Annotated in this window: 27 protein-coding genes; 13 read left to right on the top strand and 14 right to left on the bottom strand. The window is 61.4% G+C overall.

All coding sequences use genetic code 11. The annotated features are described in order from the left end of the window. Nucleotides 1-8 precede the first annotated feature (8 nt). From tam to AC3EMD_RS13365, 3 genes are all read right to left on the bottom strand, one after another. The gene (gene tam / locus AC3EMD_RS13375; protein ID WP_012541762.1) at nucleotides 9-770 is read right to left on the bottom strand and encodes a trans-aconitate 2-methyltransferase; all 762 of its coding nucleotides are present in this window, start codon (nucleotides 768-770) and stop codon (nucleotides 9-11) included. Between the two features lie 202 nt (nucleotides 771-972). Beyond that, nucleotides 973-1263: a hypothetical protein gene (locus AC3EMD_RS13370; protein ID WP_008804940.1), complete on the bottom strand. Its 291-nt coding sequence runs from the start codon at nucleotides 1261-1263 to the stop codon at nucleotides 973-975. Between the two features lie 216 nt (nucleotides 1264-1479). Further along, on the bottom strand, nucleotides 1480-2667 hold the full coding sequence (locus tag AC3EMD_RS13365) for an MFS transporter (RefSeq protein ID WP_023340119.1): 1188 nt from the start codon (nucleotides 2665-2667) through the stop codon (nucleotides 1480-1482). Nucleotides 2668-2896: 229 nt separating this feature from the next. On the opposite strand from AC3EMD_RS13365, the gene AC3EMD_RS13360 reads away from it, so the two are divergent. Next, complete coding sequence (locus AC3EMD_RS13360) at nucleotides 2897-3343, top strand: VOC family protein (RefSeq protein WP_302074161.1); 447 nt, start codon at nucleotides 2897-2899, stop codon at nucleotides 3341-3343. Between the two features lie 38 nt (nucleotides 3344-3381). Here the strand turns inward: AC3EMD_RS13360 and AC3EMD_RS13355 are convergent, their stop codons facing one another. Further along, nucleotides 3382-3807 carry a VOC family protein gene (locus AC3EMD_RS13355; RefSeq protein ID WP_016161001.1) on the bottom strand — a complete coding sequence of 142 codons (426 nt, stop codon included), beginning with the start codon at nucleotides 3805-3807 and terminating at the stop codon, nucleotides 3382-3384. 208 nt (nucleotides 3808-4015) lie between these two features. Here AC3EMD_RS13355 and AC3EMD_RS13350 point away from each other — a divergent pair, with 208 nt between their 5' ends. Further along, a complete protein-coding gene (locus AC3EMD_RS13350; protein ID WP_008804936.1) occupies nucleotides 4016-5173 on the top strand; it encodes a YbfB/YjiJ family MFS transporter in 1158 nt (385 codons plus the stop codon). Here the strand turns inward: AC3EMD_RS13350 and AC3EMD_RS13345 are convergent. After that, nucleotides 5170-6015, bottom strand: a complete 846-nt coding sequence (locus AC3EMD_RS13345; protein ID WP_023340121.1) for a LysR substrate-binding domain-containing protein — start codon at nucleotides 6013-6015, stop codon at nucleotides 5170-5172. The genes AC3EMD_RS13350 and AC3EMD_RS13345 overlap by 4 nt on opposite strands. Nucleotides 6016-6104: 89 nt before the next feature. Here AC3EMD_RS13345 and AC3EMD_RS13340 point away from each other — a divergent pair, with 89 nt between their 5' ends. Further along, nucleotides 6105-7163, top strand: a complete 1059-nt coding sequence (locus AC3EMD_RS13340) for an NAD(P)H-dependent flavin oxidoreductase (protein ID WP_038422819.1) — start codon at nucleotides 6105-6107, stop codon at nucleotides 7161-7163. 10 nt (nucleotides 7164-7173) lie between these two features. On the opposite strand, the gene AC3EMD_RS13335 is transcribed toward AC3EMD_RS13340, so the two are convergent. Genes AC3EMD_RS13335 through AC3EMD_RS13320 form a run of 4 tightly spaced genes read right to left on the bottom strand, consistent with a single transcriptional unit; the run spans nucleotide 7174 to nucleotide 10476 of the window. After that, on the bottom strand, nucleotides 7174-7833 hold the full coding sequence (locus AC3EMD_RS13335) for a methionine ABC transporter permease (protein ID WP_004217626.1): 660 nt from the start codon (nucleotides 7831-7833) through the stop codon (nucleotides 7174-7176). Then, entirely contained in the window at nucleotides 7830-8621 is a 792-nt protein-coding gene (locus tag AC3EMD_RS13330) for a methionine ABC transporter ATP-binding protein (RefSeq protein WP_008804932.1), read from the bottom strand. Before AC3EMD_RS13330 ends, AC3EMD_RS13335 begins: the two co-directional genes overlap by 4 nt. Next, entirely contained in the window at nucleotides 8618-9424 is an 807-nt protein-coding gene (locus tag AC3EMD_RS13325) for a MetQ/NlpA family ABC transporter substrate-binding protein (protein ID WP_002904638.1), read from the bottom strand. Before AC3EMD_RS13325 ends, AC3EMD_RS13330 begins: the two co-directional genes overlap by 4 nt. A 23-nt stretch (nucleotides 9425-9447) precedes the next feature. Further along, nucleotides 9448-10476: an isopenicillin N synthase family dioxygenase gene (locus AC3EMD_RS13320; protein ID WP_008804931.1), complete on the bottom strand. Its 1029-nt coding sequence runs from the start codon at nucleotides 10474-10476 to the stop codon at nucleotides 9448-9450. Nucleotides 10477-10759: 283 nt separating this feature from the next. Between AC3EMD_RS13320 and AC3EMD_RS13315 the strand changes: the two genes are divergently transcribed. The 3 genes from AC3EMD_RS13315 (at nucleotide 10760) to AC3EMD_RS13305 (ending at nucleotide 12289) form a co-directional block, all read left to right on the top strand. Beyond that, nucleotides 10760-11023, top strand: coding sequence for a VF530 family protein (locus AC3EMD_RS13315; RefSeq protein ID WP_032739894.1), 264 nt, complete (start codon nucleotides 10760-10762; stop codon nucleotides 11021-11023). A 21-nt stretch (nucleotides 11024-11044) separates the two neighbouring features. Then, on the top strand, nucleotides 11045-11356 hold the full coding sequence (locus AC3EMD_RS13310) for a cupin domain-containing protein (RefSeq protein WP_004205936.1): 312 nt from the start codon (nucleotides 11045-11047) through the stop codon (nucleotides 11354-11356). Between the two features lie 177 nt (nucleotides 11357-11533). Further along, a complete protein-coding gene (locus AC3EMD_RS13305; RefSeq protein WP_023297599.1) occupies nucleotides 11534-12289 on the top strand; it encodes a VOC family protein in 756 nt (251 codons plus the stop codon). Nucleotides 12290-12298: 9 nt separating this feature from the next. On the opposite strand, the gene AC3EMD_RS13300 is transcribed toward AC3EMD_RS13305, so the two are convergent. Beyond that, a complete protein-coding gene (locus AC3EMD_RS13300; RefSeq protein ID WP_008804928.1) occupies nucleotides 12299-13243 on the bottom strand; it encodes an AraC family transcriptional regulator in 945 nt (314 codons plus the stop codon). Nucleotides 13244-13348: 105 nt separating this feature from the next. Here AC3EMD_RS13300 and AC3EMD_RS13295 point away from each other — a divergent pair, with 105 nt between their 5' ends. Beyond that, on the top strand, nucleotides 13349-14587 hold the full coding sequence (locus tag AC3EMD_RS13295; RefSeq protein WP_032413413.1) for an MFS transporter: 1239 nt from the start codon (nucleotides 13349-13351) through the stop codon (nucleotides 14585-14587). On the opposite strand, the gene hpxE is transcribed toward AC3EMD_RS13295, so the two are convergent. Continuing rightward, nucleotides 14564-15538 (bottom strand): molybdenum cofactor-independent xanthine hydroxylase subunit HpxE, encoded by a 975-nt coding sequence (gene hpxE / locus AC3EMD_RS13290; RefSeq protein WP_023340124.1) that lies wholly within the window; start codon nucleotides 15536-15538, stop codon nucleotides 14564-14566. The two genes, AC3EMD_RS13295 and hpxE, sit on opposite strands and share 24 nt — an antisense overlap. An 11-nt stretch (nucleotides 15539-15549) precedes the next feature. Beyond that, nucleotides 15550-16587, bottom strand: coding sequence for a molybdenum cofactor-independent xanthine hydroxylase subunit HpxD (gene hpxD, locus AC3EMD_RS13285; protein WP_004148366.1), 1038 nt, complete (start codon nucleotides 16585-16587; stop codon nucleotides 15550-15552). A 125-nt stretch (nucleotides 16588-16712) separates the two neighbouring features. Here hpxD and hpxR point away from each other — a divergent pair, with 125 nt between their 5' ends. Further along, a complete protein-coding gene (gene hpxR, locus AC3EMD_RS13280) occupies nucleotides 16713-17636 on the top strand; it encodes a LysR family hpxDE operon transcriptional regulator HpxR (RefSeq protein WP_008804925.1) in 924 nt (307 codons plus the stop codon). Here hpxR and hpxO read toward each other — a convergent pair. Continuing rightward, nucleotides 17617-18771, bottom strand: a complete 1155-nt coding sequence (hpxO, locus tag AC3EMD_RS13275) for an FAD-dependent urate hydroxylase HpxO (protein WP_008804924.1) — start codon at nucleotides 18769-18771, stop codon at nucleotides 17617-17619. The genes hpxR and hpxO overlap by 20 nt on opposite strands. A gap of 344 nt (nucleotides 18772-19115) precedes the next feature. Here hpxO and AC3EMD_RS13270 point away from each other — a divergent pair, with 344 nt between their 5' ends. From AC3EMD_RS13270 to AC3EMD_RS13250, 5 genes are all read left to right on the top strand, one after another. Further along, nucleotides 19116-20495 (top strand): nucleobase:cation symporter-2 family protein, encoded by a 1380-nt coding sequence (locus tag AC3EMD_RS13270; protein WP_012968246.1) that lies wholly within the window; start codon nucleotides 19116-19118, stop codon nucleotides 20493-20495. Further along, nucleotides 20473-20973: a 2-oxo-4-hydroxy-4-carboxy-5-ureidoimidazoline decarboxylase gene (gene uraD / locus AC3EMD_RS13265; protein ID WP_023297604.1), complete on the top strand. Its 501-nt coding sequence runs from the start codon at nucleotides 20473-20475 to the stop codon at nucleotides 20971-20973. The genes AC3EMD_RS13270 and uraD overlap by 23 nt, the downstream gene beginning before the upstream one ends. Beyond that, nucleotides 20970-21296 (top strand): hydroxyisourate hydrolase, encoded by a 327-nt coding sequence (gene uraH, locus AC3EMD_RS13260; protein ID WP_008804921.1) that lies wholly within the window; start codon nucleotides 20970-20972, stop codon nucleotides 21294-21296. Before uraD ends, uraH begins: the two co-directional genes overlap by 4 nt. A 265-nt stretch (nucleotides 21297-21561) precedes the next feature. Next, entirely contained in the window at nucleotides 21562-21828 is a 267-nt protein-coding gene (hipB, locus tag AC3EMD_RS13255; protein WP_008804920.1) for a type II toxin-antitoxin system antitoxin HipB, read from the top strand. Next, the gene (locus tag AC3EMD_RS13250; RefSeq protein ID WP_302074160.1) at nucleotides 21828-23150 is read left to right on the top strand and encodes a type II toxin-antitoxin system HipA family toxin; all 1323 of its coding nucleotides are present in this window, start codon (nucleotides 21828-21830) and stop codon (nucleotides 23148-23150) included. Before hipB ends, AC3EMD_RS13250 begins: the two co-directional genes overlap by 1 nt. 16 nt (nucleotides 23151-23166) lie before the next feature. On the opposite strand, the gene AC3EMD_RS13245 is transcribed toward AC3EMD_RS13250, so the two are convergent. Beyond that, the gene (locus AC3EMD_RS13245) at nucleotides 23167-24459 is read right to left on the bottom strand and encodes a glycoside hydrolase family 10-like protein (protein ID WP_012968243.1); all 1293 of its coding nucleotides are present in this window, start codon (nucleotides 24457-24459) and stop codon (nucleotides 23167-23169) included. Between the last annotated feature and the right edge of the window lie 19 nt (nucleotides 24460-24478).

Below are 24478 nucleotides of genomic sequence, written 5' to 3'. Positions count from 1 at the left end.
CATTCCGGTTAGACGTCGATTTTTCGCGCCACGATAAACAACCTGGGGAATCGCAGGAGCACCTTTCCGTTACACTGTAACGGATAGTGTTCGGCCAGTAGTTCGACATAGCGTGTCAGAAATGCGTTTCTGGACTGCTCGTCCAGGCCGGCCAGATAGGGACGCAATCCGGTCCCCTGCAACCAGTCGCTTATCGCCTGATGGGAAGCGAGGGGATGAAAATAGGTGGTGCGCCAGATATCAACTTCACAACCCTGACGGGTCAGCATGTCATACCAGGCGTCCGGCGGGAGTAAGGGCTGGCGCCCGCGGTCCGGTAATCCCTGCTCGTCGGCGACCTGGCGCATCAGGGTATGCGAAGGTTCCTGCCAGTTATCCGGCATTTGCACGGCCAGCGTTCCGTTGACGGCCAGCTGCGCCACCAGATGTGGAAACAGCGTCTCATGATCCGCCAGCCACTGCAGAGAGGCGTTCGCATAGATCACGTCTACCGGTTGCGCAGGCCGCCAGCGGGCAATATCGGCGTCGATGAACTCACAGTCGGGTAAGGCCTGTGCCGCCTGAGCCAGCATGGCCGGGGAGTTATCGATACCGGTGATTGCCGCCAGCGGCCAGGCGGCGCGCAGCAGGCGGGTACTGTTTCCCGGCCCGCAGCCAAGGTCGACAACGTGCTCAACCTGCAGATGGGCAATACGCGAGAGCAGGTCGGCCGCGGGGCGGGTACGTTCAGCGTCAAATTGCAGATACAAAGAAGGGTTCCAGTCAGCCATAGCGCGGTCCAGTGTGAGGGAAGACTGGGCAAAGCATAGAACGCCACAGGCCGACTGTCAGCCGCCGAATGTTACCAGCGGTAACCCACTTCGTGACAGTGTCACTAAAAGAATAAACATCAGTGGGCTTTTCGCGTCTGGTCGGTACGCTCAGGGAGGCGGTGGGATGGACAGTCACTGCGCCCGTTGCGGGCGCAGTGACTTATTCGGCGTTCTTGAGCGCTTCAGCGCGGCTGGCGGTGGCGTAAACAAAATCCAGCATCGGTTCGAGATCGGTGTCGTAACCGGCCTGAATGATTTTACCTCGCAGCCATTCAATTTCGCTGGTGATATCGGGCGGGAAGATGTTGTTATCCTGCGCCCGGCGCAGCCATTTCAGCAGAAAGTTATTCTTTCCTCTGATACCGCCCGATTTTTTCGACTTTCCGTGCATCTTCAGCGCGACCAGGACGCAGTAATAGAAATGAACGCGCTGATTAAAACTTTGGTGCATGTCTGTGTTTCCCGCCAGAATCAGGAATTCACCGTGTGGGTCAGTGATTCGGATTGGACTACGGCGTCGGGCTGGATCGTTGTGCGATCTCTGTTGTTCTCCGCTACCGTCCTTGCATCTGTTGTCAGACGCTGAGGAGGATGTTGGCATGGAAGCCGAATCGTCGTCAATTGCCGATTCGTTTTTTGCCCGCGGCGATCCGCGGGCCAGGGCTGACTACGTTCCTGAGACGGCTCGCTGTTGTCGCTGGACGCGTAAAATGAGCAGGAAAGCGAACACCACGACAATCGCCGCCAACAGATATAGCGTGGCGAGGTCGTAGAAGCCGGCGACCCATCCGGCCAGCGGCCCGGTGAGTCCCAGCGCCAGGTCAAGAAACGCCGAGTAGGTGCCGAGGGCGGTCCCCTGGTTTTGCTCTTCCACCTGTTTGACTGCCTCGACCCCTAGCGCCGGGAAGACCAGGGAAAAACCCGAGCCGGTGAGAAAGGCGCCGACGCCGGCCACCCAGGCTGACGGCGCCAGCCAGATCAGCAGCAGGCCGAGACACTCGATCACAAAGCAGACCAGCGAGACCGGGACCCCGCCATAGCGGGTAATGGTATTTCCCAGCACCAGGCGGACGCAGATAAAGCCGACGCTGAACAGGGAGAGGGTAAACGCCGCGCCCTGCCAGCTGTGCGCCGCAAAATAGAGGGTGATGAAGGTGGCGATAACGCCGAAGCCAACGGTACCAAAGGCCAGCCCCAGGCCATAAGGCCAAATTTTTCGTACCACTGCGTGAAAGGGCGCTCTGACACCGGCAGTCACGCTGACATCCTGGCGGGTGCGGGCGAACAGCAGGCCGATGACGGCCACCACCACCACCACCGTGGCAAATCCGCTAATGCCGAAATAGTGGTTAAGGGTGACCCCCAGCGGCGCCCCGATCGCCATGGCGACATAGGTCGCCACGCCATTCCAGGAGATCACCCGCGAGGTATGGATCGCGCCGACGGTTTTGATCCCCCAGAGCGTGGCGCCGGTCGCGGTAAAGCTCTCGCCGACGCCAAGAAACACCCGGCCCGCCAGCAGCGCGGCGATGGCCAGCATCGGCGTCGCCTGCAAAAGCACCGCCAGCAGGGTGAATGCACCGCTCAGCAAACAGCAGATGATCCCGAGACTGACCACTTTTTTCGGGCCCCAGATATCGGTATAGCGCCCGGCGTGCGGTCGACTGATCAGCGTTGAGATGTATTGCAGGCTGATCACAATCCCGGCGACAAAGGTGCTGTAGCCCAGCTGATAGTGAATGTATCCCGGCAGTACGGCCAGCGGCAGGCCGATGGAGAGATAGCAGATACAGGTGAAGACAACGATCGAAATGATGCGCAAATTGAGTTGCGTGGTGCTGACGGAAGTGCTCATAGGGATAAGTGATTAATACAAGGGATGTTTAGCATAGCGCGCCGCGAGGACGCTGGCGAGTCGCGAGGGCGTTTTATCTGTCACCGATGAAGTCGCCGTCTGTCCGAAGGGGCGCAACGGTCTGTACCGTCGATGATGTTGTGCATGCGCCCGCCATTAATCGGGTTTGCCGCTGGCGCCTGCGTACGGGCATGATGGCGTTAGCTTACCACCGCGTTCAGGAGAGAACATGTCCCACGATTTCGCTGATATTGACGTTTTGTTCATTGCGGGCTTCGGTCCCATCACCCGCAGCACGTCGCAAAGCCGTGACTTCTATTGTCAGGCGTTGGGTTTGCCGCTAAAGCCGATGCCGGGTAACGAGGCGTATCTCCTCAGCGAGCAGGATGCCATCGGCGGGGTGAAACATTTCGCGCTGTGGCCGCTGGCGCAGGCGGCGCAGTCCTGCTTTGGTCAGGACCAGTGGCCGGAGACGGAGCCGGTGGCGCAGGCATGGATTGAGTTTGAGGTCCGCGACCTTACTGCGGCGACGGCGCGGCTGCAGCAGCAGGGATACCGCCTGCTCGTCGCGGCGCGCGACGAACCGTGGGGACAGACGGTCACCCGATTGCTCAGTCCGGAAGGGCTGCTGGCCGGGCTCACGGTGACGCCGTGGCTGCGGGCGGAAGAGCCATAGCGCCCGCGCCGGACGCGGCGCAGGGCATATAGGGGAATTTATTGATTCTCCTCGTGATCGGAAGCGCTTCGTACTTCTCCCCAGGCGCGGTTTTGCAACACGGTGCGATAGCCGTCGCGGTCGACGAAAGTGACGCCATTGACCTCCCAGTAAGGGTTAAACGCCGTAACCCGCAGAAAGCCGGCGGCGTCCATGGCGGCGCACTGTGCTTGCCATTCCGCCTGCTGTGGGTAATACAGCACCAGCAAATCTTCATCTCCTGGCGAGGGAGTGACGGGATGGTGGCGACAGTGGGTGAATTCCAGATGCCAGCCCGCGTCGGGCGCGCCGAGCATAATCCCGCTGAATCCTTCATGATCGGTAAAGCTGCCGAGTTGTTGAAGCCCCAGCCCGGCGCAATACATGCTGGCGGTGGCGTCCAGTTCACTGACCGGTCTGGCAATACGCATATGGCTGAACAACATAATGGCTCCCGTAAGCAAAAGCTCAAGTTGATACTGTACCGGTAAATCGGCCCGGCGTGTGTTAAGACGTGCCCGGGCGCCATTTTCTCTCTGTCAATACCATAGCGGATTAACGTCCGCCTTGCGCCGACATTCTCTCTTAATCATAATAAAAAAAGAATTATAAAATACTATTGTTCTTAATATGAGAATCATTATGAGGTGGTGGATGAATAACAGATCGCGCCAGGCCATATGGCTGGCACTGGCTGGGTCGATAGTACTGATGATCGGCATGGGCTACGGGCGCTTTGCCTTCACCGGCGTGCTGCCGCTGATGCTTAATGAAGGTCTGTTGACCCTGCACCAGGGCAATCTCGCCGCGTCGGCCAATTACGCTGGTTATCTGGTCGGCGCGTTGCTGCTGGCGCGGGTGCAGCCTGGGGCCGCCAGCCGACTGAGCATTATCTCCGCCGGGTTGACCATCGCCAGCCTGGCGCTGCTGGCCTGGGTGAGCTCGCCGTGGACCATTATTGCGCTGCGCGCCGTCGCCGGCGCGCTGAGCGCGATAACGCTGATTGCCGGTTCGCTGTGGCTGCTGGAACATATGGGCCATCATCACGGGGCGCCGTTGCTGTATGCCGGGGTGGGGCTGGGGATATTTATCTCTGCGGAGGGGATCGCCCTTGGACATGCCCTGAGCCTCACCAGCCAGCAGATCTGGCTGCTCTGCGCATTATGCGCCGGTCTGCTGCTGGCGCTGGCGATCCGTTGGCTGCTGACTCCGCCGGCTGCACTGGTGAGGGTTTCCCATGTTGAGACCTCCTTGCCTGAGGCCGGGAGCGATACGCGTCGCGCGGCGTGGCGACTATTGATGGTTTACGGCCTGGCGGGCTTCGGCTATATCATCACCGCCACTTATCTGCCGTTGTTTCTGTCCGGTTCGCTGCAGAGCGTTGACCCGGTCCATCTGTGGGCGCTGTTTGGTCTGGCGGCCGCGCCGTCCTGCCTTATCTGGCATAAGCTGGTGCTAAAGTGGGGGTACCGGCAGGCGCTGACCCGCAACCTGATCGTCCAGGCGCTTGGCGTGATCCTTCCAGCCTGCAGCGCTTCACTGCTGTTTTGCGTGCTAAGCGCGCTATTGGTGGGCTTTACCTTTATGGGCACCGTCACCATTGCGCTGCCGAAGGCGAAAAGTCTCAGCCATCAGGTGAGCTTCAATATGATTGCCGCGATGACTGCACTGTACGGCGTGGGACAGATTGCCGGGCCGCTTATCGCCGGCGCGCTGTATCAGATCGCGGCTTCATTTAACCCGGCGCTCTATGCTGCGGCGCTGGCGCTGCTGATTGCCGCAGGGCTGGTCTTTACCGAACGCCGGGCTTAGCCAATCGCCACGCTTTGCAGCAGCTTGCGCCACTCGCTCAGAGCGGGGGCGTTCAAGCCGCTGCGCCAGATAAGCTGGGTGGTCGCCTCGCACAGCGGTTCGCTAAGGCAGTTTTCGGGAAGCGTCATCTGCGACAGCACGCTCTGCGGCAGCAGGCAGGCGTAGCGTCCGGAAGCCACGCAGGCGAGCATGCTGTGATAGGAGTTGACCTCATGCACCTCGACGGCCGCCTGCTGCTCCGCCAGCCAGCGTTCGCCCAGCGCGCGGTAGCTGCAGCCGCTGGCGAATGCCGCGAACCGCAGCGGGCCCGGGGTCTGCGGACGGACCAGCATCAGCGTTTCATAAAACACCGGGGTGCATGCCAGCTCGGCGGGACAGGCCGGTTGACCATCGGCCCCAGGCGGCAGGCAGACCAGCGCGGCATCGAGGGCGGCGGTTAACACTCCCTCGGTTAACTGGCGGGTCGGTTGGGTGATGAGGGTGATATCCACCTGCGGGCACCGTTGTTGAAAGCGGGTAAGCAGCGGCGGCAGCCGGCTGGCGGCGGTCGCCTCCATCGCGCCCAGACGCAGACTGCCGCCTGGGGTTGTCGGATGCAGAGCCTGCTTTGCCTCTTCCGCCAGGCTCAGGATCCGCCGGGCATAGCTGAGAAACTGCACGCCTGCCGGGGACAACACCATTTTTTTGTTGCCGCGAACGAAGAGCTCAACGGCAAGCTCCTCTTCCAGCTGCTGAATGCGGGTCGTGATATTGGACTGTGCGCGGCCCAGCCGTTTTGCTGCCTGGGTGACGCTCTGCGTTTCTGCCACCTGAATGAAGATCTCTAGTGTGCTGTGGTTCATATTTTTCTTCTCAATACGATAATGATGTTGATCTTACCATCTTTAAAGGAGATGGTAAGCCTCCGGCACCGCTAATGCATGAGGAAACCATGAGCAACCCGCTGCTTTCGCTTATTGATATTGATTATCCCCTGATTCAGGCCCCGATGGCGGGCGTCTCCACCCCCGCGCTGGCTGCCGCGGTAAGTCATGCCGGCGCGCTGGGCTCGCTGGGGCTGGGTGCTTCAACCGTTGCCCAGGCGGAAGCGATGATAGTCGCCACCCGCCAGCTGACGGACCGTCCGTTCAATGTCAATCTGTTCTGCCATGCGCCGCCCCGGCGCGACGCCCGGCGGGAAGCCGACTGGGCAACAACTTTACGACCCCATTTTGCCCGCTATGGCAGTACGCCACCGGATTCGTTAAGCGAGATCTACCAGACATTTATCGGTCATGCGCCGATGCTGGAGCTGCTTCTCGACCTGTCGCCGGCGGTGGTGAGTTTTCATTTTGGTCTTCCTGAACGTGAGACGATCCAGCGTCTGCGACAGCAGGGGATTGTCACCCTGGCGACGGCAACCTCGCTCCAGGAGGCGCTGCTGATTGAACAGCAGGGGATCGACGTAGTGGTCGCTCAGGGCTATGAGGCGGGCGGGCACCGGGGGATCTTTGCTCCGCAGGAGCCTGATGCCCAACTGAGCACGTTCACCCTGGTGCAACTTCTGCGGCGTCGGCTAACCATCCCGGTGGTAGCCGCCGGGGGCATCATGGACGGGGCGGGGATCACCAGCGTAATGCAGTTGGGGGCGCAGGGCGTTCAGCTCGGTACGGCGTTTTTACTGTGTCCGGAATCGGCCGCCGACGCCGGTTATCGCGCGGCGATCAACAACAGCATTGACGGACGTACGGTGCTGACCTCCGCGATATCCGGGCGTCCGGCACGCTGTCTGGCGAATGCCTTCTGTGCGCTGGGGGAAGCCTGTCCGGCGAGCGCCGTGCCGGATTATCCGCTGGCGTATGATATCGGCAAAGCGCTGGCCGCCGCCGCGAAAGCCCAGGGCGTTCATGAGTATGGCGCCCACTGGGCCGGGCAGGGTGTGGGGTTGATCCGCGAGTGTGACGCCGCCAGTCTGGTTCGTCAGCTGGCGGCAGAGTGCGGCTGGAACTAGTGTCTGACGGTTAGCGACGGTGGGCCAGGCTGCGCACCAGCCGATCGCCGGCCATTTGCACGCCCTGCACCATCGCCACCAGGATCAGCACCGTGCCAAACATGACTTCATTATTAAACCGCTGATAGCCGTAGCGGATGGCGAGGTCGCCGAGTCCACCGCCGCCGATCACACCGGCCATGGAGGAGAAACCAATCAGCATCACGATGGTCAGCGTGATCCCGGCCAGCAGCGTTGGCAGGGCTTCCGGCAGCAGGGATTTAAAAATCACGTGCCAGACGTTACCGCCCATCGACAGAATGGCTTCGATTCTCCCGTAGTCCACCTCGTCGAGCGCGTTTTCCGTCAGACGGGCAAAGAACGGAAAGGCGCCGATGGTCACCGGCACGATGGCGGCGGTGCTGCCCAGCGTGGTGCCGACGATCAGGCGGGTAAAGGGGATCAGGGCGATCAGCAGCACGATAAACGGCAGCGACCTGCCGATGTTGATCACCGCGCCTAACAGCGCGTTCAGTTTCGGCATCGGCGCCAGCCCGTTGGCGCGGGAAATAAATAACAGCACGCCGGTGGGCAGCCCGATCAGCACGGTAAACAGGGCCGCCAGGCCCACCATATAAAGCGTATCCAGCGTGCCGTCGAGTAATAACGGCCACAAATCTTCCCAGCTCATGCTACTCCGCATAATGGCCTCCCCTGAACGCCGTGACGGGTAAGAAAATCTTGTTCAGCCTGCGGGTCGTGCAGCAACGACTGGCGCAGCCGCGACCATGGGGTCACCAGCAGGTCGGCGAGTTTACCGCTCTCGACAATCTCGCCCTGTTCCAGCAGCGCCGCGTGGTCACAAATGGTTTTCACCACCTCCAGCTGGTGCGTAATCAACACGATGGTCAGATTGAGGCGCTGGTTAATATCCGCCAGCAGGGCCAGCACCGAGGCGGTGGTCTCGGGATCCAGCGCACTGGTCGCCTCATCGCACAGCAACACTTCCGGCCGGGCGGCCAGCGCCCGGGCGATGCCGACGCGCTGTTTTTGCCCACCGGAAAGCTGCGACGGGAAGGCGGCGGCCTTTTCGCTGAGATCCACCAGCTCCAGCAGTTCGCGCACCCTGGCCTCGCGAGCGGCCCTCGGCACTCCGGCAATCTCCAGCGGCACCGCGATGTTGTCAGCGACGGTGCGGGCATGCAGCAGATTGAAGTGCTGGAAAATCATCCCGGTGCGCAGGCGATAATCCCGCAGCGCCGCCTTGTTCAACTGGGTAATATCCTGTCCGTTCACCAGAATGCGGCCCGAGGTGGGCCGCTCCAGTAAATTGAGACAGCGGATGAGCGTACTTTTGCCGGCGCCACTGCGCCCGAGAATGCCGTATATTGCCCCTTTCGGTATCTGCAACGCGATATCGTTCAGCGCCGGTCGGCCGGTTCCGGCGTAGGTTTTGCTCAGCCCTTCGATGGTTATCATGACTGAGGGGCCACCGGGATCACCGAGCCGTTGTAGGTTTTACGGATAAACTCCGCCACCTGCGGTGACGTCAGATCTTTCGCCAGCGCCTTAATGCGCGGGTCATTCGCCAGGGCTGGGGTGGTCACCAGAATATTGGCGTACGGATTATGCTCGGCGCTTTCCAGCCCCAGGGCATCTTTCGCTGGCACCAGGCCGGCTTCCAGCGCGTAGTTACCGTTAATCACCGCCAGGTCGACATCGTCGAGGGAACGCGGGATCTGCGGTGATTCAATCTCCAGAATCTTCAGGTGTTTCGGGTTCTCGACAATATCCTTCGGCGTCGCCAGGGTGGTGGCCGGGTCGGTAAATTTGGGATCCAGCTTAATAAGCTTCTGCGCCTGCAGCAGGAACAGCGCCCGGCTCAGGTTGGTGGTGTTATTCGGCACCGCCACGGTGGCGTTTTCCGGCAGTGATGAGAAATCTTTATGCTTATGCGAGTAAATTCCCAGCGGCTCAATATGCACGGTGGCCGCGACGGCAAAGGTTTTACCCAGCGCTTTTTCCTGATCCTTCAGATAGGGAACATGCTGGAAGTAGTTGGCATCCACATCGCCACTGGCCAGCAGTTCATTGGCGTTGACCCCGCTGGTCAGCTCCACCACCTTCAGATCGAGGCTGGGATCGATTTTTTTGATGTAGTTGAGGATCTCCGCGTGGGGAACCGGGTCCGCGGCGACGCGCAGCGCGGCAGCCTGGGCAGACGTCCATGCCAGAGAAAGAGACAGTGCGACCCCTGCCAGTTTAAAAGCGGCATATTTCATGGTGTGTTCCTTTTTAGTTATGGTTAAACGATCAATTGCTCGGCGCGTTCGCGAAACACGTCCTGATAGTAGCGTTCCGCCACGTCCGGATGGGAACGCAGACGGCCCTTGAGATAATTCCAGCCGACATCGCGTAGCAGCGGATTGTGCGGGTCGCTGTCCGGACCTCGCGCTTCACGCGCCAGCTCGGGCGGCAGGGTGTAAACCGGCACCACCGCGTCAAGCTGGGCGCCGAGGAAGAAAGCGATGGAGAGGCGCTGCTGCTGCGCCGGCGGCGACACCACGCGATGGACGGTGGCGCGCAAATACCCGTTGGTCGCCAGCTCCAGCAGTTCGCCAATATTGACCACAAAGCTGCCGGCCAGCGGCACGGCGTCGATCCATTGTCCAGGCGCGACCTCTACCTGCAGTCCTTTCTGTTCGTCCTGCAGCAGGAAGCTGAGGAAACCGGAATCTTTATGGGCGCCGACGCCCTGGCTGCTTTGGGTCTCCTGCTGGCCGGGATAGCGGATCAGTTTGATATGCTCGTTGGGTTTCTCGCCGTAGAGCCGGTCAAAGGCATTCTCCGGGAGCTGCAGGGCTTCGGCAAAAGCGCGCAGCAGGCGGATGCCCACCTGGGTCATCTGCTGTTGCCAGTGAAGTAACACCGGTTTAAGCGACGGCAGGGCGGCAGGCCACAGATTCGGACCCTGCAGGCGCTGCCAGCGCGGGGCGTCGTCGCTGAGGGTCAGCGCCGGACGTTCGGCGCCGATATCAAACTGCTCTCGCCAGTCAGGCTGGCCGCGCGTCAGCTCTGAGGCCGCGCGGTTATAGCCGCGAAAATGGGGGGAGTGGATCATCGCCACCTGCTGTTTCTGCGCCTCATCGAGAGCAAAAAAGCGTTGAGACTGGCGCTGAACTTCATACTGAAGCGCGTCGTCGACACCGTGATTGATCAGATAGAAGAAGCCGATGTCGCGGGCGGCGTGACGCAGGTCGGCCAGAAAGGCCGCTTTATCCGCGGGGTCCGCGTAGCGGGCCAGGTCGAGAATCGGCAGGGTGGTCGCGTTCATTGTGTTCTCCGAAAACGGGGTAATAAGTTATGGGTTGATTCAGGTTCAGGGTTCGGGCACAACAGCAGCGCATGGTGATTTCCTCTGTCCGGGGCTGAACACAGCTTGCCTCAAGGCCAAATAAGCAACCAATAACGTTATTTTCTAATTTATGACCGCGCGGGGTTCAGTGCTTTTGCGTTAAATAGATATAGGCGCGAAGCGCGTAATGAAGCCGGTTGCGCCCGTCGGTCAGAGCCAGTAAGGTAGGCGCACTTTTTTAATGCGGAACGGACGTATCGTAATGTACAGCTCGAAAGATCCCCTGCACGGCGTGACGCTGGAAGCGCTGCTCAATGCCCTGGTGGCGCGCTATGGCTGGGCGGAAATGGCCCGCCAGGTCAACATTAACTGCTTTAAAAGCGATCCCAGCATTAAGTCCAGCCTCAAATTTCTCCGCCGGACGCCGTGGGCGCGCAAAGAGGTGGAGGCCATGTATCTCGCCTCCCTTGATGATGACGCGCCGGTGGAGAAAGCGGATCCCTGGGCAAACTGGCAGAAAAAATAACCCTTACCACAGGACACCATCATGCAGAGCTGGAGCAGTAAAGATTTCACCGCCGACCGCGCGTGGGGCGCGCTGGATATCGCCAATTTTTCCGGGACCACCGTGCGTCTGCACTGGACCGACCAACCCTATATCTGGCACATCAACGATGGTCAGGAGGTGTTTGCCGTGATGGATGGTCAGGTGGCGATGCATGTGAAAGTCGACGGCGAGGAGCAGGTCATCATGCTGAACGCCGGCGATATCTTCTACGCCGAAGTGGGATGCGAGCATGTCGCCCATCCGCAGGGGGCGGCGCGTATTCTGGTGATCGAGAAAGAAGGGTCGGTCTGATCCCTCCGGCGGGCGGTTCTTAGCCCGCCGTTTCATCACCGGTTAGACTCAACATACCGCGTTGATATAAATCACTTATCCAGCTTTCGATATATTTAATTCTTGTTTGCCATTCCCTTCACCCCAGCACTATCTTTTGCCGCAGGCGCCTGAACAGGCACAATCGCGGGAGAGATCATGGCAACCTTGCAGTGGGACCACGCAGTACAGTTTGTGAATCAGCCGGAAGCGGCCATTCAGACCTTTGCCGACCAGCAGCTGCGGGCGGTGGCCGGAGGGCGACATCCGGGGTGGGGAACCCGCAATGCGCTGAGCTATTTTGGCCTGACCTATATCGAATTCCTCGCCATTTCCGACCCGGACGAACTGCGCGCCGCGACGGACAGGTTCCTGCTTTCGCGGGATGCCGAGCGGTTGCTGCCGGAGAACGAAGCGCTGTTTCGGGTGGCGCTGCGCAGCGACGACATCGAGGCCACTCATGACCAGTTGCGTCGCAAGGGGTTGGCGGTATCACCGATTGTCGATGGTCAGCGCAACGATCCGCAGGGCAATATCATCCGCTGGCGGATCTTCACCATCGATGGCGACACTGACGGGCTGGTCTATCCATTTGTGCTGCAGTGGGGAGAAGACGATACCACCCGGCTGGCGCGGCTGCGCGCTCAGGAACTGGACGTGCCGCACCCGCTGGGCGACATTGCGCTTGAGCAGGCGGTGTTCGAGGTGGTCAATCCGCAGGCGGTACGCGATCGCTGGCAGGCGCTGCTGGGCTTCCCGCCACAGGGGGAGCAGGGACTGGACGTGGGCGGCCAGTGGTTTACTTTCCGCGAAGGACCCGCTAACCAGCTGACCGAACTGGTGTTTCGCGTCGCCAACCCGGCGCTTAAGGGGCAGCGCTTTCGCGTCGGCAACGGCGTGTATCGCTTTACATAAAAGCTGAATCTAGCGTGCCGTGGCGCGCAGGGCCCCCGGCGGCTGGCCGGTGATGCGTTTGAAGGCCCGGCTGAAGGCCGCCAGCGATTGATACCCGAGGCTGAAGGCGACCGTTTCCAGCGCCTGGCCTTCGTGGGTGATGTACTGCACCGCCAGCCGCATACGCAGCTCGGTCAGATAGCGGGCGGGGGTGGTGTCTGTCGCGGCGAGAAAACGTTCCGCGAACAGCGAGCGTGAAAGCCCCGCCTCCCGCGCCAGATCTTCCACTTTCCAGTTGACCCCCGGGCGCTGATGCATGGCATAGATCGCTTTTGCCAGCCGGGGATCGCGCAGGACCTGTACCCAACCGGTGGCGTTGCCACATCCGCACTCGACCCAGCCACGGACAATCAGCGCGGCCACCACGTCCGCCAGCCGGGCGAGGATCCCGGCATAGCCTACCTGGCGGGTGAGGGATTCCCGCTCCATCGCTACCAACAGCGGCTGGATCTCCGGCCAGGTGTTTAGCAGGCTGCTGACCCGCATCACCTCGGGCATGGCCTTCACCAGCGGCTGCATGCCGCCGAGCTCAAAATCCATACAACCGCTGAAAATGACGGCGCGCTCCGGGCAGTCCGGGCGGCCGCCGGCGTTGATACAGCTTACCGTGCTGCACACCGTTTCGCTGGGCAGCTGGGCCACATTGACCACCGTGGCCTGCGGATCAGAAAGCAGGGCATGCCCGTCGCCGTTGGGAATAAACAGTGCATCGCCGCTCTCGAGGGTGAACTGTTCTCCGCTGGCCATGCGCAGCAGCACCGGCCCGCGGCTGATGAAATGGAACTGGGCTTTACCCGCCACGGCGCTAAAGCCGACGCCGAACGGGCGTGCGGTTTCGATGCGCCGGTAGTTAACGCCGGAGAGGCGCATCCCGCGCAACAGTTCGCTGGTCAGGTCGATGCCAGGCTGGCTCATGGTAATTCCGGACGAATAATCAATAACTGAAGAGTATGCATCATATATCGTCCAAAGGTAAGTCCCTAAGATGACCAGGATGTTAATAAAACTGGAGAGATGTATATGAGTTCCTGCATAGCTGCTGACGCGAGCCTGTCACCCGCCAAACCTGCCTGGCGCGCCGTCTATGCCCTGGCCCTCGGGGTGTTCGGCCTGATCGTGGCCGAGTTTCTGCCCGCCAGCCTGTTAACGCCGATGGCCAGCAGCCTCGGCGTCAGTGAAGGGATGGCCGGACAGGCGGTCACCGCGACGGCGCTGGTGGCGTTAGTCACCGGCCTGCTGATCGCCACCGCCACCCGCAATATCGATCGCCGCTGGGTGCTGATGTTCTTTTCCGTGCTGCAGATAGTCTCCAGCCTGATGGTCGCTTTTGCCGATTCGCTGGCGTTTCTCCTGCTGGGCCGTCTGCTGCTGGGGGTCGCCATCGGCGGCTTCTGGGCGATGTCCACTGCCACGGCGATGCGTCTGGTGCCGGCGGCCCATGTGCCGAAGGCGCTGGCGATCATCTTTTCCGCGGTGTCTGTCGCTACGGTGGTAGCCGCGCCGCTCGGCAGCTATCTTGGCGAGCTGATCGGCTGGCGCAACGTATTTATTCTCTGTGCGATACCCAGCCTGCTGGCGCTGCTCTGGCAACTGTGGGTGCTGCCCTCCATGCGCCCGGAGAGCGTCGGGACTTTCTCCACGCTGTTCAGGGTGCTGCGCCGTCCCGGTATGCTGGGCGGCATGCTGGCGACAATCCTGATTTTTAGCGGCCATTTCGCCTTCTTTACCTACCTGCGGCCGTTCCTTGAGACCGTGGCGCAGGCCAGTGTCGAAGGGGTCTCGCTGATATTGCTCGGCTTCGGTATCGCTAACTTTATCGGCACCTCGGTGGCGAGCTATCTGCTGAGCCGTAGCCTGCGCCTGACCCTGGCGCTGGTGCCGTTGATGATGAGCGTTCTGGCGCTGCTGATGGTGACGTTTGGCCATTTGACCGTGCTGGACGGGCTGCTGGTCGCCCTGTGGGGATTTGCCTTCGGTCTGGTGCCGGTGGCCTGGTCCACCTGGCTTGCCACCACCGTGCCGGATGAAGCAGAAAGCGCGGGCGGTCTGCTGGTCGCCTCTATTCAGCTGGCCATCAGCGCCGGAGCCGCCGGCGGCGGGGCGGTGTTTGATTTGCACGGCGCCAGCGGCGTCTTCACCGGCAGCGGTCTGCTGCTGTTGAGCGCGATGGTGATTGTTTTCGCCGCCGTGCGGGTGAAACCGGTCGCCAGCGCTGACCAGCCGGAGACGGGCCGCTTATCCCGCGAGATCGATAACTAAATTGGCCGACAGGCTGCGGGAGCAGCACAGCGCAATATGCTGCTCTGCGGCCTGTTTTTCCGCCTCCGACTGCACGGTATCCCGGTGGTCGACGGTTCCCTCCCGCACCGGCGTCAGGCAGGCGCCGCAGATCCCCATCTCGCAGGAGAGCGGCACCGCGACGCCATGCTCCTGTAGCACCTGGGCGATGGTTTTGTCCCCCGGGACCGGCCAGCGTTCCCCGGTGGAGGCGAGGGTGATGGTGAAGGTTCCGTCCGCCGCTGACGCTGCCGTCGGGGCGGGCGGCTGGAACGCTTCGCTGTGCAATTGCGCCTCCTCCCATCCGGCCGACCGCGCGGTATCGCGAACCCGGGCCATAAATCCGGGCGGACCGCAGAAGTAGACCCGGGTGTCGGCGTCCGGAGCCCCCAGATCCTGCGCCAGCCGCTGGCGCGGACTCTGCCCCTCGTCTGAGCAGTGGATCTGGCAGATTCCACCGGTTAGCTGGCGGGCGATCTCGGTGGCGAAGGCGGCCTCCTGCGCACGGCTAACGTAATAGTGCAGCGTAAAGCTGGCGCCGGACGCCGCCCGGGCGTGGGCCATCGCCAGCAGCGGCGTAATGCCGATCCCGGCGGCGAGAAGCACCACATGGCCGCCCTCGTGCAGCGGAAAGTGGTTGCGCGGGGCAGAGATCATCAGCGGTTGTCCCGGGCGCAGGGTGTCGTGGACATAGCCTGAGCCACCGCGGGACTGCGCCTCGCGGGCGATGCAGAGCAGATAGTGATCCCGTTCGGCCGGGCTGCCGGTCAGGGAGTACTGGCGGATCAGCCCGCAGGGAAGATGGAGATCGATATGGGCGCCGGGTGTCCACGCCGGCAGCGGTTGCCCCTCGGCGCTCACCAGACGAACGGCCAGATTTTTCGCGCCCTGACGCCACAGGCCATCGACCACCACGGGGAATATGTCGCGCATATGACCTCCACTCATACCAGAAAGAAATCGCCAAAACCCATTTTCTTCAGCCCGCGCCGGTAGGCGATGGAGCTACGGTCTGCCGGAATATGCGCCTCAAGGGTCAGATCCAGCGGCAGCCGCTCCGGACGCTGGGTTTCTACCATCAGGCGGTCCTCTTCGAACACCCGCAGGTTGAACGCATGTACGTCTTCCACCGGCACGTGCAGGTCGAAATTGCGGGCAATAGGGGCAAACATCCGCGTCACCCGTGACGACACCGGCGAGGCGGCGTTCATGATCACCAGCCTGGCGTCGGCGGGAAAATGGATGGTCAGCGTAGCGGTGAACGGCAGATGCATTTCAAAGTGACGCAGCCACTGGAACCCTTCCGGCGCGCGGAAATCGGAGCTGGCCGGGTAATTGCCCACCGAGCTCCAGTAGTCGGCAACAAAGCCGAACGGCGTCTCCTGCGGGGTGTAGTCCGGCACCTGCTGGTTGTCCGGATCGGCGAAGGTGTCGGTGTGGATCCACGCGAAGTGGGCGACATCGAGAAAGCCTTCGACCTGGCGGCCGGCAAATCCCTTCACCTCGAAGGCCGGGCAGTTGATTTGCTGAAATCCCGCGTCGTCCCAGTGCGGCATGGTCGGTAACGGCGGCGGATTGTCCGGATCGCAGGCCAGGCAGGTCCAGATCAGCCCGTAGCGCTCCTCCACGGCGAAGCTGGTGAGATGCAGTTTGGCCGGAATGGGTTGCCCCGGGCTGGAGGGGATACGGTTGCAGCGGCCATCCTCACCAAAGCGCAGGCCATGATAGGGGCAGACGATGCCTTCCTCTTCATGAAACCCCAGGGTCAGCGGCACCCCGCGGTGCGGGCAGACGTCGCGGGCGACCACCACCTGGCCTTTAATACGGTAGATAACCAGCTGTTCGTCCAGCAGGGTGGCTTTCACCGGGGCGCCGGTAATATCGCAGGCGCGGGCCACCGGGTGCCAGCAGCGGGCCAGCCGCAGCCAGTCCTCTGGATCAAAGGTGCAATGGGCGGGGGGCGTGGGGGTGATTGTCTTCATGATTTCTCTTCCTGCTCACATCGGTGATTGTTTTATTGTTGTGAGATTATTGTTGTCATATTAGGGTGTTCACATCCATCACCATTAATTCACTCTGCTGTTGCAAAAAAGAGTACAGGGGTGCCATGAGTCCTTTTTCCCGTTTCGCCCACTATTTTATCGCCGTGGCCCGCTGCGGCAGCTTGCGCCGGGCCGCCGAGCAGCTGCATATCTCCGCCTCGGCAATTAACCGCCAGATCCTGCAGGCCGAGGAGGCCTTCGGCACCCCGCTGTTCGAGCGCCTGCCGGAGGGACTGCGGATGACCACCGCCGGTGAACTGCTGTATGACAATCTGCTGCGCTGGCAGAAGGAATTTCGCCAGACCCGACAGAAATTTGATGAGCTGCAGGGGATGAAGCGCGGGAGCGTCAGCGTTGGGATGGTGCAGGCGCTGGCGGAAGGGGGCTTCGCCGCCGCGCTGGCGGAGATCATCGCCAGCTGGCCGTGGCTGGAGCTGGATCTGCAGGTGGCCGACAGCCACACCGTCAGCCAGAAAGTGCGTCAGGCGGACCTGGACGTCGGCCTGATCCTCGATCCGCAGGGGCAGGCCGGACTCAGCGTGCTGGCCTTTGCCGAACTGGAGGTGGGGATTGTGATGCGCCCGGACCACCCCCTGGCGGGGGCGAAAGCGCTGTCATTGGGCGAGCTCAGCCTGGAGCGGCATATCGTGCCCGGCGCGCCGCTGATCGTCCATGAGCGGGTGGCGCTCCTCTATCGCCACCATGACTTTGCGCCGGAGAATACCATCAGCTGCAATGATATCCGGCTCATCAAGTCGCTGGTGCTGCGCGGCAGCGGCGTGACGCTCCTCAGCCTGCTCGACGTGCTGGACGAAGTCCAGCGCGGACAGCTGGCCTTTATCCCGCTGCGCAGTACGCTGCTGCGACCGCTGACCCTGGCGCTGTGTACCGCGCCCTCGCGTCAGCTTTCGCGGCCCGCGCAAATGGCCATTCAGACGCTGAGTGCGGTGATTGAATCCATGGCGACGGTCAGCCCAGCGGCCCGCTGAGGATGGTGTCGCACATGCCGTTGATAATGCGCTCCCCGGTCTCCTCGCGCAGCTCCTGGTACCAGGCTTCGGTGAGCTGCATATCCTTCCCGTGGGTAATATCGCAGCGCTTGCGCGCCTTCAGCACCAGGTCACGAACCCGGTCGCAGCGCTGGGCCTCGTACTCGCGCAGCGCGGCCGCAATATCGTGGGTCTGGCGGAAAACGGCGCCCAGCACCACCGCATCTTCCATCGCCGCGCAGCCTCCCTGGCCAATATCCGGGGTGGTGCTGTGTCCGGCGTCGCCGAGCAGCGCGACGCGGCCGCGCACCAGGCGGCTGAACGGCTCGATATCATGGATTTCAATACGGTTGGTGGTCTGCGGGTCGAGGGTGGCGATAAGCTGCTGCACCGGCGGCGCCCAGCCGGCAAAATAGCGGCTGAGGTCGGCGCGCAGAGTGTCGCGATCCTCCGCCAGACCCGCCGGCAGCGGCACATCAAAGAAAAAATAGAACCGGCCGGCGGAGACCGGCATCAGCGAGACGCGCTTGCCTTCGCCGACAAAGGTGGTCCACTGGTCGCCGGGCGCCAGCGCTTCATCTATTTCCACCAGACCGTTCCAGTTGACGTACCCGGCGTAGCGGCGCTGCGGGGTAAAGCCCAGCACCCACGGACGCAGTGCGGAATGGCTGCCGTCGGCGGCAATCAGCAGATCGCCGCTGGCGCTGCTGCCATCGGTAAACCACACCGTCACGCCGTCGGCATCTTCCTCACAGCGGGTGACGCGTTTGCCGAACTGCACGCTTTCCCGTCCCCAGAAATCCAGCATTTCCCGCTGCAGCTCTGCCCGGGAGACCGGGCAGGGGCGGCTGCCGGTGCGTTCGATCAGCGGGGCGAGACTGAACTGGGTCATGTTCTCGCCGCTGCGGAAATCACGATACGCCATCCGGCGCAGCGGCCCGCCGAAAGTCTCCATGATGTCACCCATGCCGAGGTGGGCCATGCACTTCACGCCGTTGGGCCACACGGAAATCGCCGCGCCGACCGGTTTGATCTCTTTCACCGCTTCATAGACGTCGCAGTCGATCCCCGACTGTTTGAGCGCCACTGCCGCACTTAAGCCGCCGATGCCGGCGCCAATCACGATTGCTTTCATTTTATTCTCCTTATCCAGATGTCGTGACTGACTCCAGCAATTTACGTACCAGTTCGCCGGAGGGAGGAAAACCGCCTGCTCAAAGCACAGCGATAGCTCACGGCGCACCGCATTGGTGCAATGTGACGTATTGGTTGCCTTTTTATGAATCAAAAGTTTCTTAATATTGCATCAGGAATCTATCGTTTCAGCGTGCTGATTTTCAGCGGTGCGGGGGTATACGTTAACAGAGTAATGTAAGCTAATGATTTTGCAGCATTAATGAAATTTTCTGGTCGCTTTTGTCGTCTCTGGCCTGCTTTGTGCACTAGCCCATGCACTTCTCTTTGCTATGGGATTACACCATGTCTGACGAACATCACAGTGGCTTGCTTTACGGCCTTGAACAGCGGATCCCACCGCTTCCGGCCTTTTTCAGCGCTCTCCAGCATGTGCTGGCGGGCCTGGTGGGGATCATCACGCCGCCGCTGATTATCGGCGCTACCCTCGGGCTTGGCGACTGGCTGCCGTATCTCATCAGTATGTCGCTGCTGGCCTCGGGCATTGGCACCTTTCTGCAGTCCAATCGGGTATGGGGCGTTGGCGCCGGGATGATCTGCATGCAGGGCACCAGCTTCGCCTTCCTCGGCGTGACGGTGGCCGGAGGGATGTGGGTAAAAGCGCAGGGCGGCGGGCCGCAGGATATGATGGCGATGCTGTTTGGCGTTAACTTTGTCGCCGCTCTGGTGCCGGTGATTGTCAGCCGTTTTATTGAGCCGCTGAAAAAAATCTTTACCCCCATTATCACCGGCAGCGTGATTGCGCTGATCGGCATCAGTCTGATCAAAGTCAGCGTCATCAACTGGTGCGGTGGGGAAAAGGCCGAGGATTTCGCCAGCATGAGCAACATCGCGCTCGGGGCGGGCACCCTCGGGGTTATCGTCCTGCTGAGCTGCGCCAAAAACCGCTGGCTGCGTCTCTCCTCGGTGGTGGTGGGCATTGCCGTGGGCTGCGTCGCGGCAGGGCTGAGCGGTCAGTTCCATCTTCACAGCCTGGGCGACACTCTGTTTCGCCTGCCGACGCTGTTTCCGTTCGGCTTTCAGTTTAACAGCGCGATATTTCTGCCGGTCGCCCTGGTGTCGCTGGTTTGTATTCTGGAGGCGGTGGGCGATCTGACGGCCAACTCGCTGATTTCGCAACAGTCTATTGATGATCACGCTTTTCGTAACCGGCTGAAGGGCGGTATCCTGGCGGACGGTGTCAGCTGTATGGTGGCCGCCATGCTCTGTGCTTTTCCGAACACCACCTTCGCGCAGAACAACGGCGTGATCCAGATGACCGGGGTGGCCAGCCGCTATGTCGGACGCTACATTGGCGTGATTCTGATCCTGCTTGGACTGTTTCCCCCGGTGGGCGAACTGCTGCGGCAGATCCCGGCGCCGGTGCTGGGGGGCGCCACGATGGTGATGTTTGGCTGTGTAGTGGCGGCCGGGATCCGGATTATTACCCAGACCCCGCTGAGCCGTCGCGATGTGCTGATTGTGGGGCTGGCGTTTGGTGCTGGCCTTGGCGTGGAGTCAGTGCCGGCGTTTCTTAGCCATTTTCCGCCGATGGTCGGCGATCTGTTCGGTTCGGCGGCCACCAGCGGTGGGCTGGTAGCGATAGCGCTGAACCTTATTCTGCCGCAGGAGCAGGCGGCGACGAAAACGATAAGGAGTCAGGATGATCGCGCTGAGTCAGTTTAACGGCCTGAGTAAAGATGAGGCAGTGGGGCTGCTGGTCCCCTGCGTGGCGATCCCGGCCTGGGGCGAGACGCTGGTGAACTTGCGACCTTTTGCCAGCCGTCATGCGCTACTGCAGACCGCCCGTGAGGCGATGGATTACTGGGGAGAGGACGAGCTGAACGCGGCGCTCAGCGCCCATCCGCGGATCGGTGAAAAGCCGACCGGCGGCCAGGCGCACGCGGCGCTGTCGCGCCAGGAGCAGTCGGCGGTGGACAGCGAGAATGAGCGGCTCGCGCAGGCCCTGCAGGAGGGCAATGCCCGCTACGAGGCCCGTTTTGGCCGGGTGTTTTTAATCCGCGCCAAAGGGCGCAGCGGCGAAGCGATTTTACAGGCGCTGACGCGCCGACTGCAGCATACCGCCGACGAAGAAGTGACTGAGGCGCTTGCCCAGCTGCGAGAGATTACGATGTTAAGACTGGAAGGAGTGATTGGCGAATGAGTACCCTGAGCACCCATATTCTGGATATTTCCACCGGCAGGCCGGCGGAAGGCGTGACGGTCAGCCTGAGTCGGGAGGGCGAGACGCTGGTGACCCTGGTGACCAACGCCCAGGGGCGTATCGCCACCTTTAGCGCCGCACCGCTGCCGGCGGGGAGCTATTGCTTAACGGCGGAAACCGGGGCGTGGTTTGCCCGCGCCGGGCGGGAGAGCGTCTTTACCCGGGCGCAGATTGATTTTGTTATCGGCGAGGCGGCAGATGACCATTTCCATCTGCCATTTCTCATCGCCCCGGGCGGGTGGTCGACCTACCGCGGCAGCTAAACCCGGCAGCCCATTGCCGGGCGGCGCTGCGCTTGCCCGGCCTGGATCGTTACGGAGCGGACAGAGACAGCTCGTAGGCCCGGTAAGGCGCAGCCGCCACCGGGCATGTAAAGGTGTCTCCGGCCACCATCCTTCCTGTTTTATCCCCACACAAGGATAATTACCCACCTATCCCCTACAGGGGATAATCTTGACATTATCCCCTGTAGGGTATAAAACCAAGTTTATCCCGATAGGGGGATAAATGATGGTGAGGAACAAGGCGATGAATTCCCCGCAGATATACAGTCCCGTGCAGCTGGCCAATTATCTGAAGCTGCTGCGCCAGCAGAACCACTGGACCCAGGATGCGCTGGCCAGGCGGATCGGCATTAAGCAGGCCACACTGTCCAATTTTGAAAATCACCCCGACAAAACCACCTTAACCACGCTGTTTAAGATCCTCCAGTCGCTAGGGGTGGTGATGACGCTGAACGCCAAAGCCACAGAGACGGCGCCGGCTCCCGATAACAACACGGACCTTGACTGGTAATGGCGACGCTTACCACCTGGATGAACAATGTGCGCGTGGGCACCTTAACCCGCCAGGCTAACGGGGCGCACAGTTTTCGCTATGACGAAGAGTGGCTGCGCAGCCCGCGCGCCAGACCGCTCTCCCTCTCGCTGCCGCTGCAGTATGGCAATATCACCGCCGACGCGGTGTATCACTATTTTGATAACCTGCTACCCGACAGCCCGCAGGTCCGCGATCGGATCGTCAGGCGCTATCAGGCGCGCTCGAAGCAGCCGTTCGATCTGCTGGCCGAAGTGGGACGGGATAGCGTAGGGGCGGTGACTCTGCTACCGCCGGGGGAAGAGGCGCACCTCGAGGGGTTGCGCTGGCAGACGCTGGACGAGGCGCAGCTCACCGCTTTGCTGACCGCCTACCAGTCGGATATCCCTCTCGGGATGATTACCGGCCAGGATGATTTCCGTATCTCGGTGGCCGGCGCCCAGGAGAAAACGGCGCTGCTGCGGATGGGCGGGCACTGGTGTATTCCGCAGGGCACCACGCCGACCACGCATATCATTAAACTGCCCATCGGCGAGATAAAGCAGCCTAATGCGACGCTGGATCTGCGTGAAAGCGTGGATAACGAGTTTCTGTGCCTGGCGCTGGCCAGGGAACTGGGCCTGGCGGTGCCGGAGGCAGAGATTATCACCACGCCGCGGATCCGCGCGCTGGCGGTGACCCGCTTTGACCGGCGCTGGGCGCAGGAGGGACGGGTGCTGCTGCGTCTGCCGCAGGAGGATCTGTGTCAGGCCTTGGGCATCCCGTCGTCGATGAAATATGAATCTGACGGCGGGCCGGGTATTGCGGCAATCATGGCCTTTCTGCTGGGCTCCAGTGAAGCCCTGAAAGATCGCGCAGACTTTATGAAATTCATGGTCTTTCAGTGGCTGGTTGGGGCAACGGACGGGCATGCGAAGAACTTCTCGCTCTTTTTGCTGCCCGGTGGCAGCTACCGTCTAACGCCGTTCTACGACATCATTTCGGCGTTTCCGGTGCTGGGAGGTACGGGACTGCATCTGCGCGACCTGAAGCTGTCGATGGGGCTCAATGCCACAAAAGGGCGGAAAACAGAGATTAACGCCATCTATCCGCGTCATTTTCTGGCAACCGCCAAAGCGGTGAACTTTCCTGGGGAGCTGATGCTGGCGATCCTCCAGGAGTTTGCCGGGCATGTGCCGCAGGCAATCGAAAGCGCTCGCCGGACGCTGCCGGCGGACTTTTCCACCCACGTCTGGCGGGCCATTACGGAAAATATGCTGAAGCTGCACGCCCGCCTGCAGCAAGGGCTGCAGGCGTTATAGCGAAGCCGGCTGGCGGTTAGCTCTGCGGTTGCCCCCAGCGGCTGCGCAGATAGTTGACCGCCTGCCGGGTTTGCGGCTGATTGAGATTGTTTTCGCGGAACAGGATCGTGCCCTGGATCTGCGGCAGAGTTTCATTGAGGTCGAGCTGCTTTTTCAGCTCCGGCACGCCGCCATCCACCGTCCAGTCAGGCTCATTTTTGGACGGCTCACCCACTTTGTACAGCGCCACGCCGATATACAGCCGGGTATGCGTCGGCTTAACCACCTCGGCCCACCAGTTGGCCAGCACATCATAGCGCGCGGCATCGCGGGCAAACGGCCAGTAGATCTGCGGCGCGATGTAGTCGAGCAGTCCCTGCTGCACCCAGCTGCGGGTATCGGCATAGGACTCATCATAGGCGGCCGCGCCACGGGTATCGGACCCCGCCGGATCGTGCGAGCGGTTGCGCCACACCCCGGCCGGGCTCACGCCAAACTCGACGTTCGGATTGAGCTTTTTGATAGTAGTGGAAACCTGGGCTATGAGCTGCTGGGTGTTATGCCGGCGCCAGTCGCCCTTCGAGGCGTAACCCTGTCCGTAACGGCGGAAGGTTTCATTGTCGTTAAGCGGGGAAGAGGCGGTTTCGGTGTAGAAATAGTCGTCGAACTGCACGCCGTCAATCGGGTAGTTCTGCACCACTTCAGCGACGATGCTGGTGATCCAGTCCCGTGCTTCGGGAATGCCCGGGTCGAGGACAAAGCGATCGCTGGCGGTGCGGATCCAGTTACGGTGCAGGACGAACACGCTGGCCGGCACCTGCGTGAGGGTGTTATTCAGCTCGGCAACGGTCGACGGTTTGGTGTTAACTGAGACACGATAGGGGTTAAACCATGCGTGAACCTTCATACCGCGCTTGTGCGCTTCATCCAGCATAAACTGCAGCGGATCGTAGCCGGGGTATTCGCCGATTTTGCCGGTCAGCATATCGGACCACGGCAGAATGTCCGACCGCCAGAGCGCCGTGCCGTCGGGTTTCACCTGGAAAAAGACGGTGTTGATACCCAGGCGCTGCAGGTTATCGAGTTTGGCGATCAGCGCCAGCTTCTGCTGCGTGATGCGGCTTTCCGGCGTGCTGGCGATAATCGACCCGACCGGCGGCCAGTCAAGGCGCGACACGGTGGTGAGCCACACGCCGCGTACCGGCTCCCGGTGCGTCTGGCTGGCTTTGACGGCGGTAGTGTTCGGTGTCGTGACAAGGGATTTAGGGGCCTTACTGGTGCAGCTGAACAGCATGCCCACGGCAATGACGGCCGCACCGGCCAGCGCCACTTTGCTGGCTAAGGGGAAT

This window comes from Klebsiella sp. PK18 (assembly GCF_057784655.1).
Note: the sequence above shows the minus strand (reverse complement) of the source record. Positions and strands in the feature narration are given on the sequence as shown.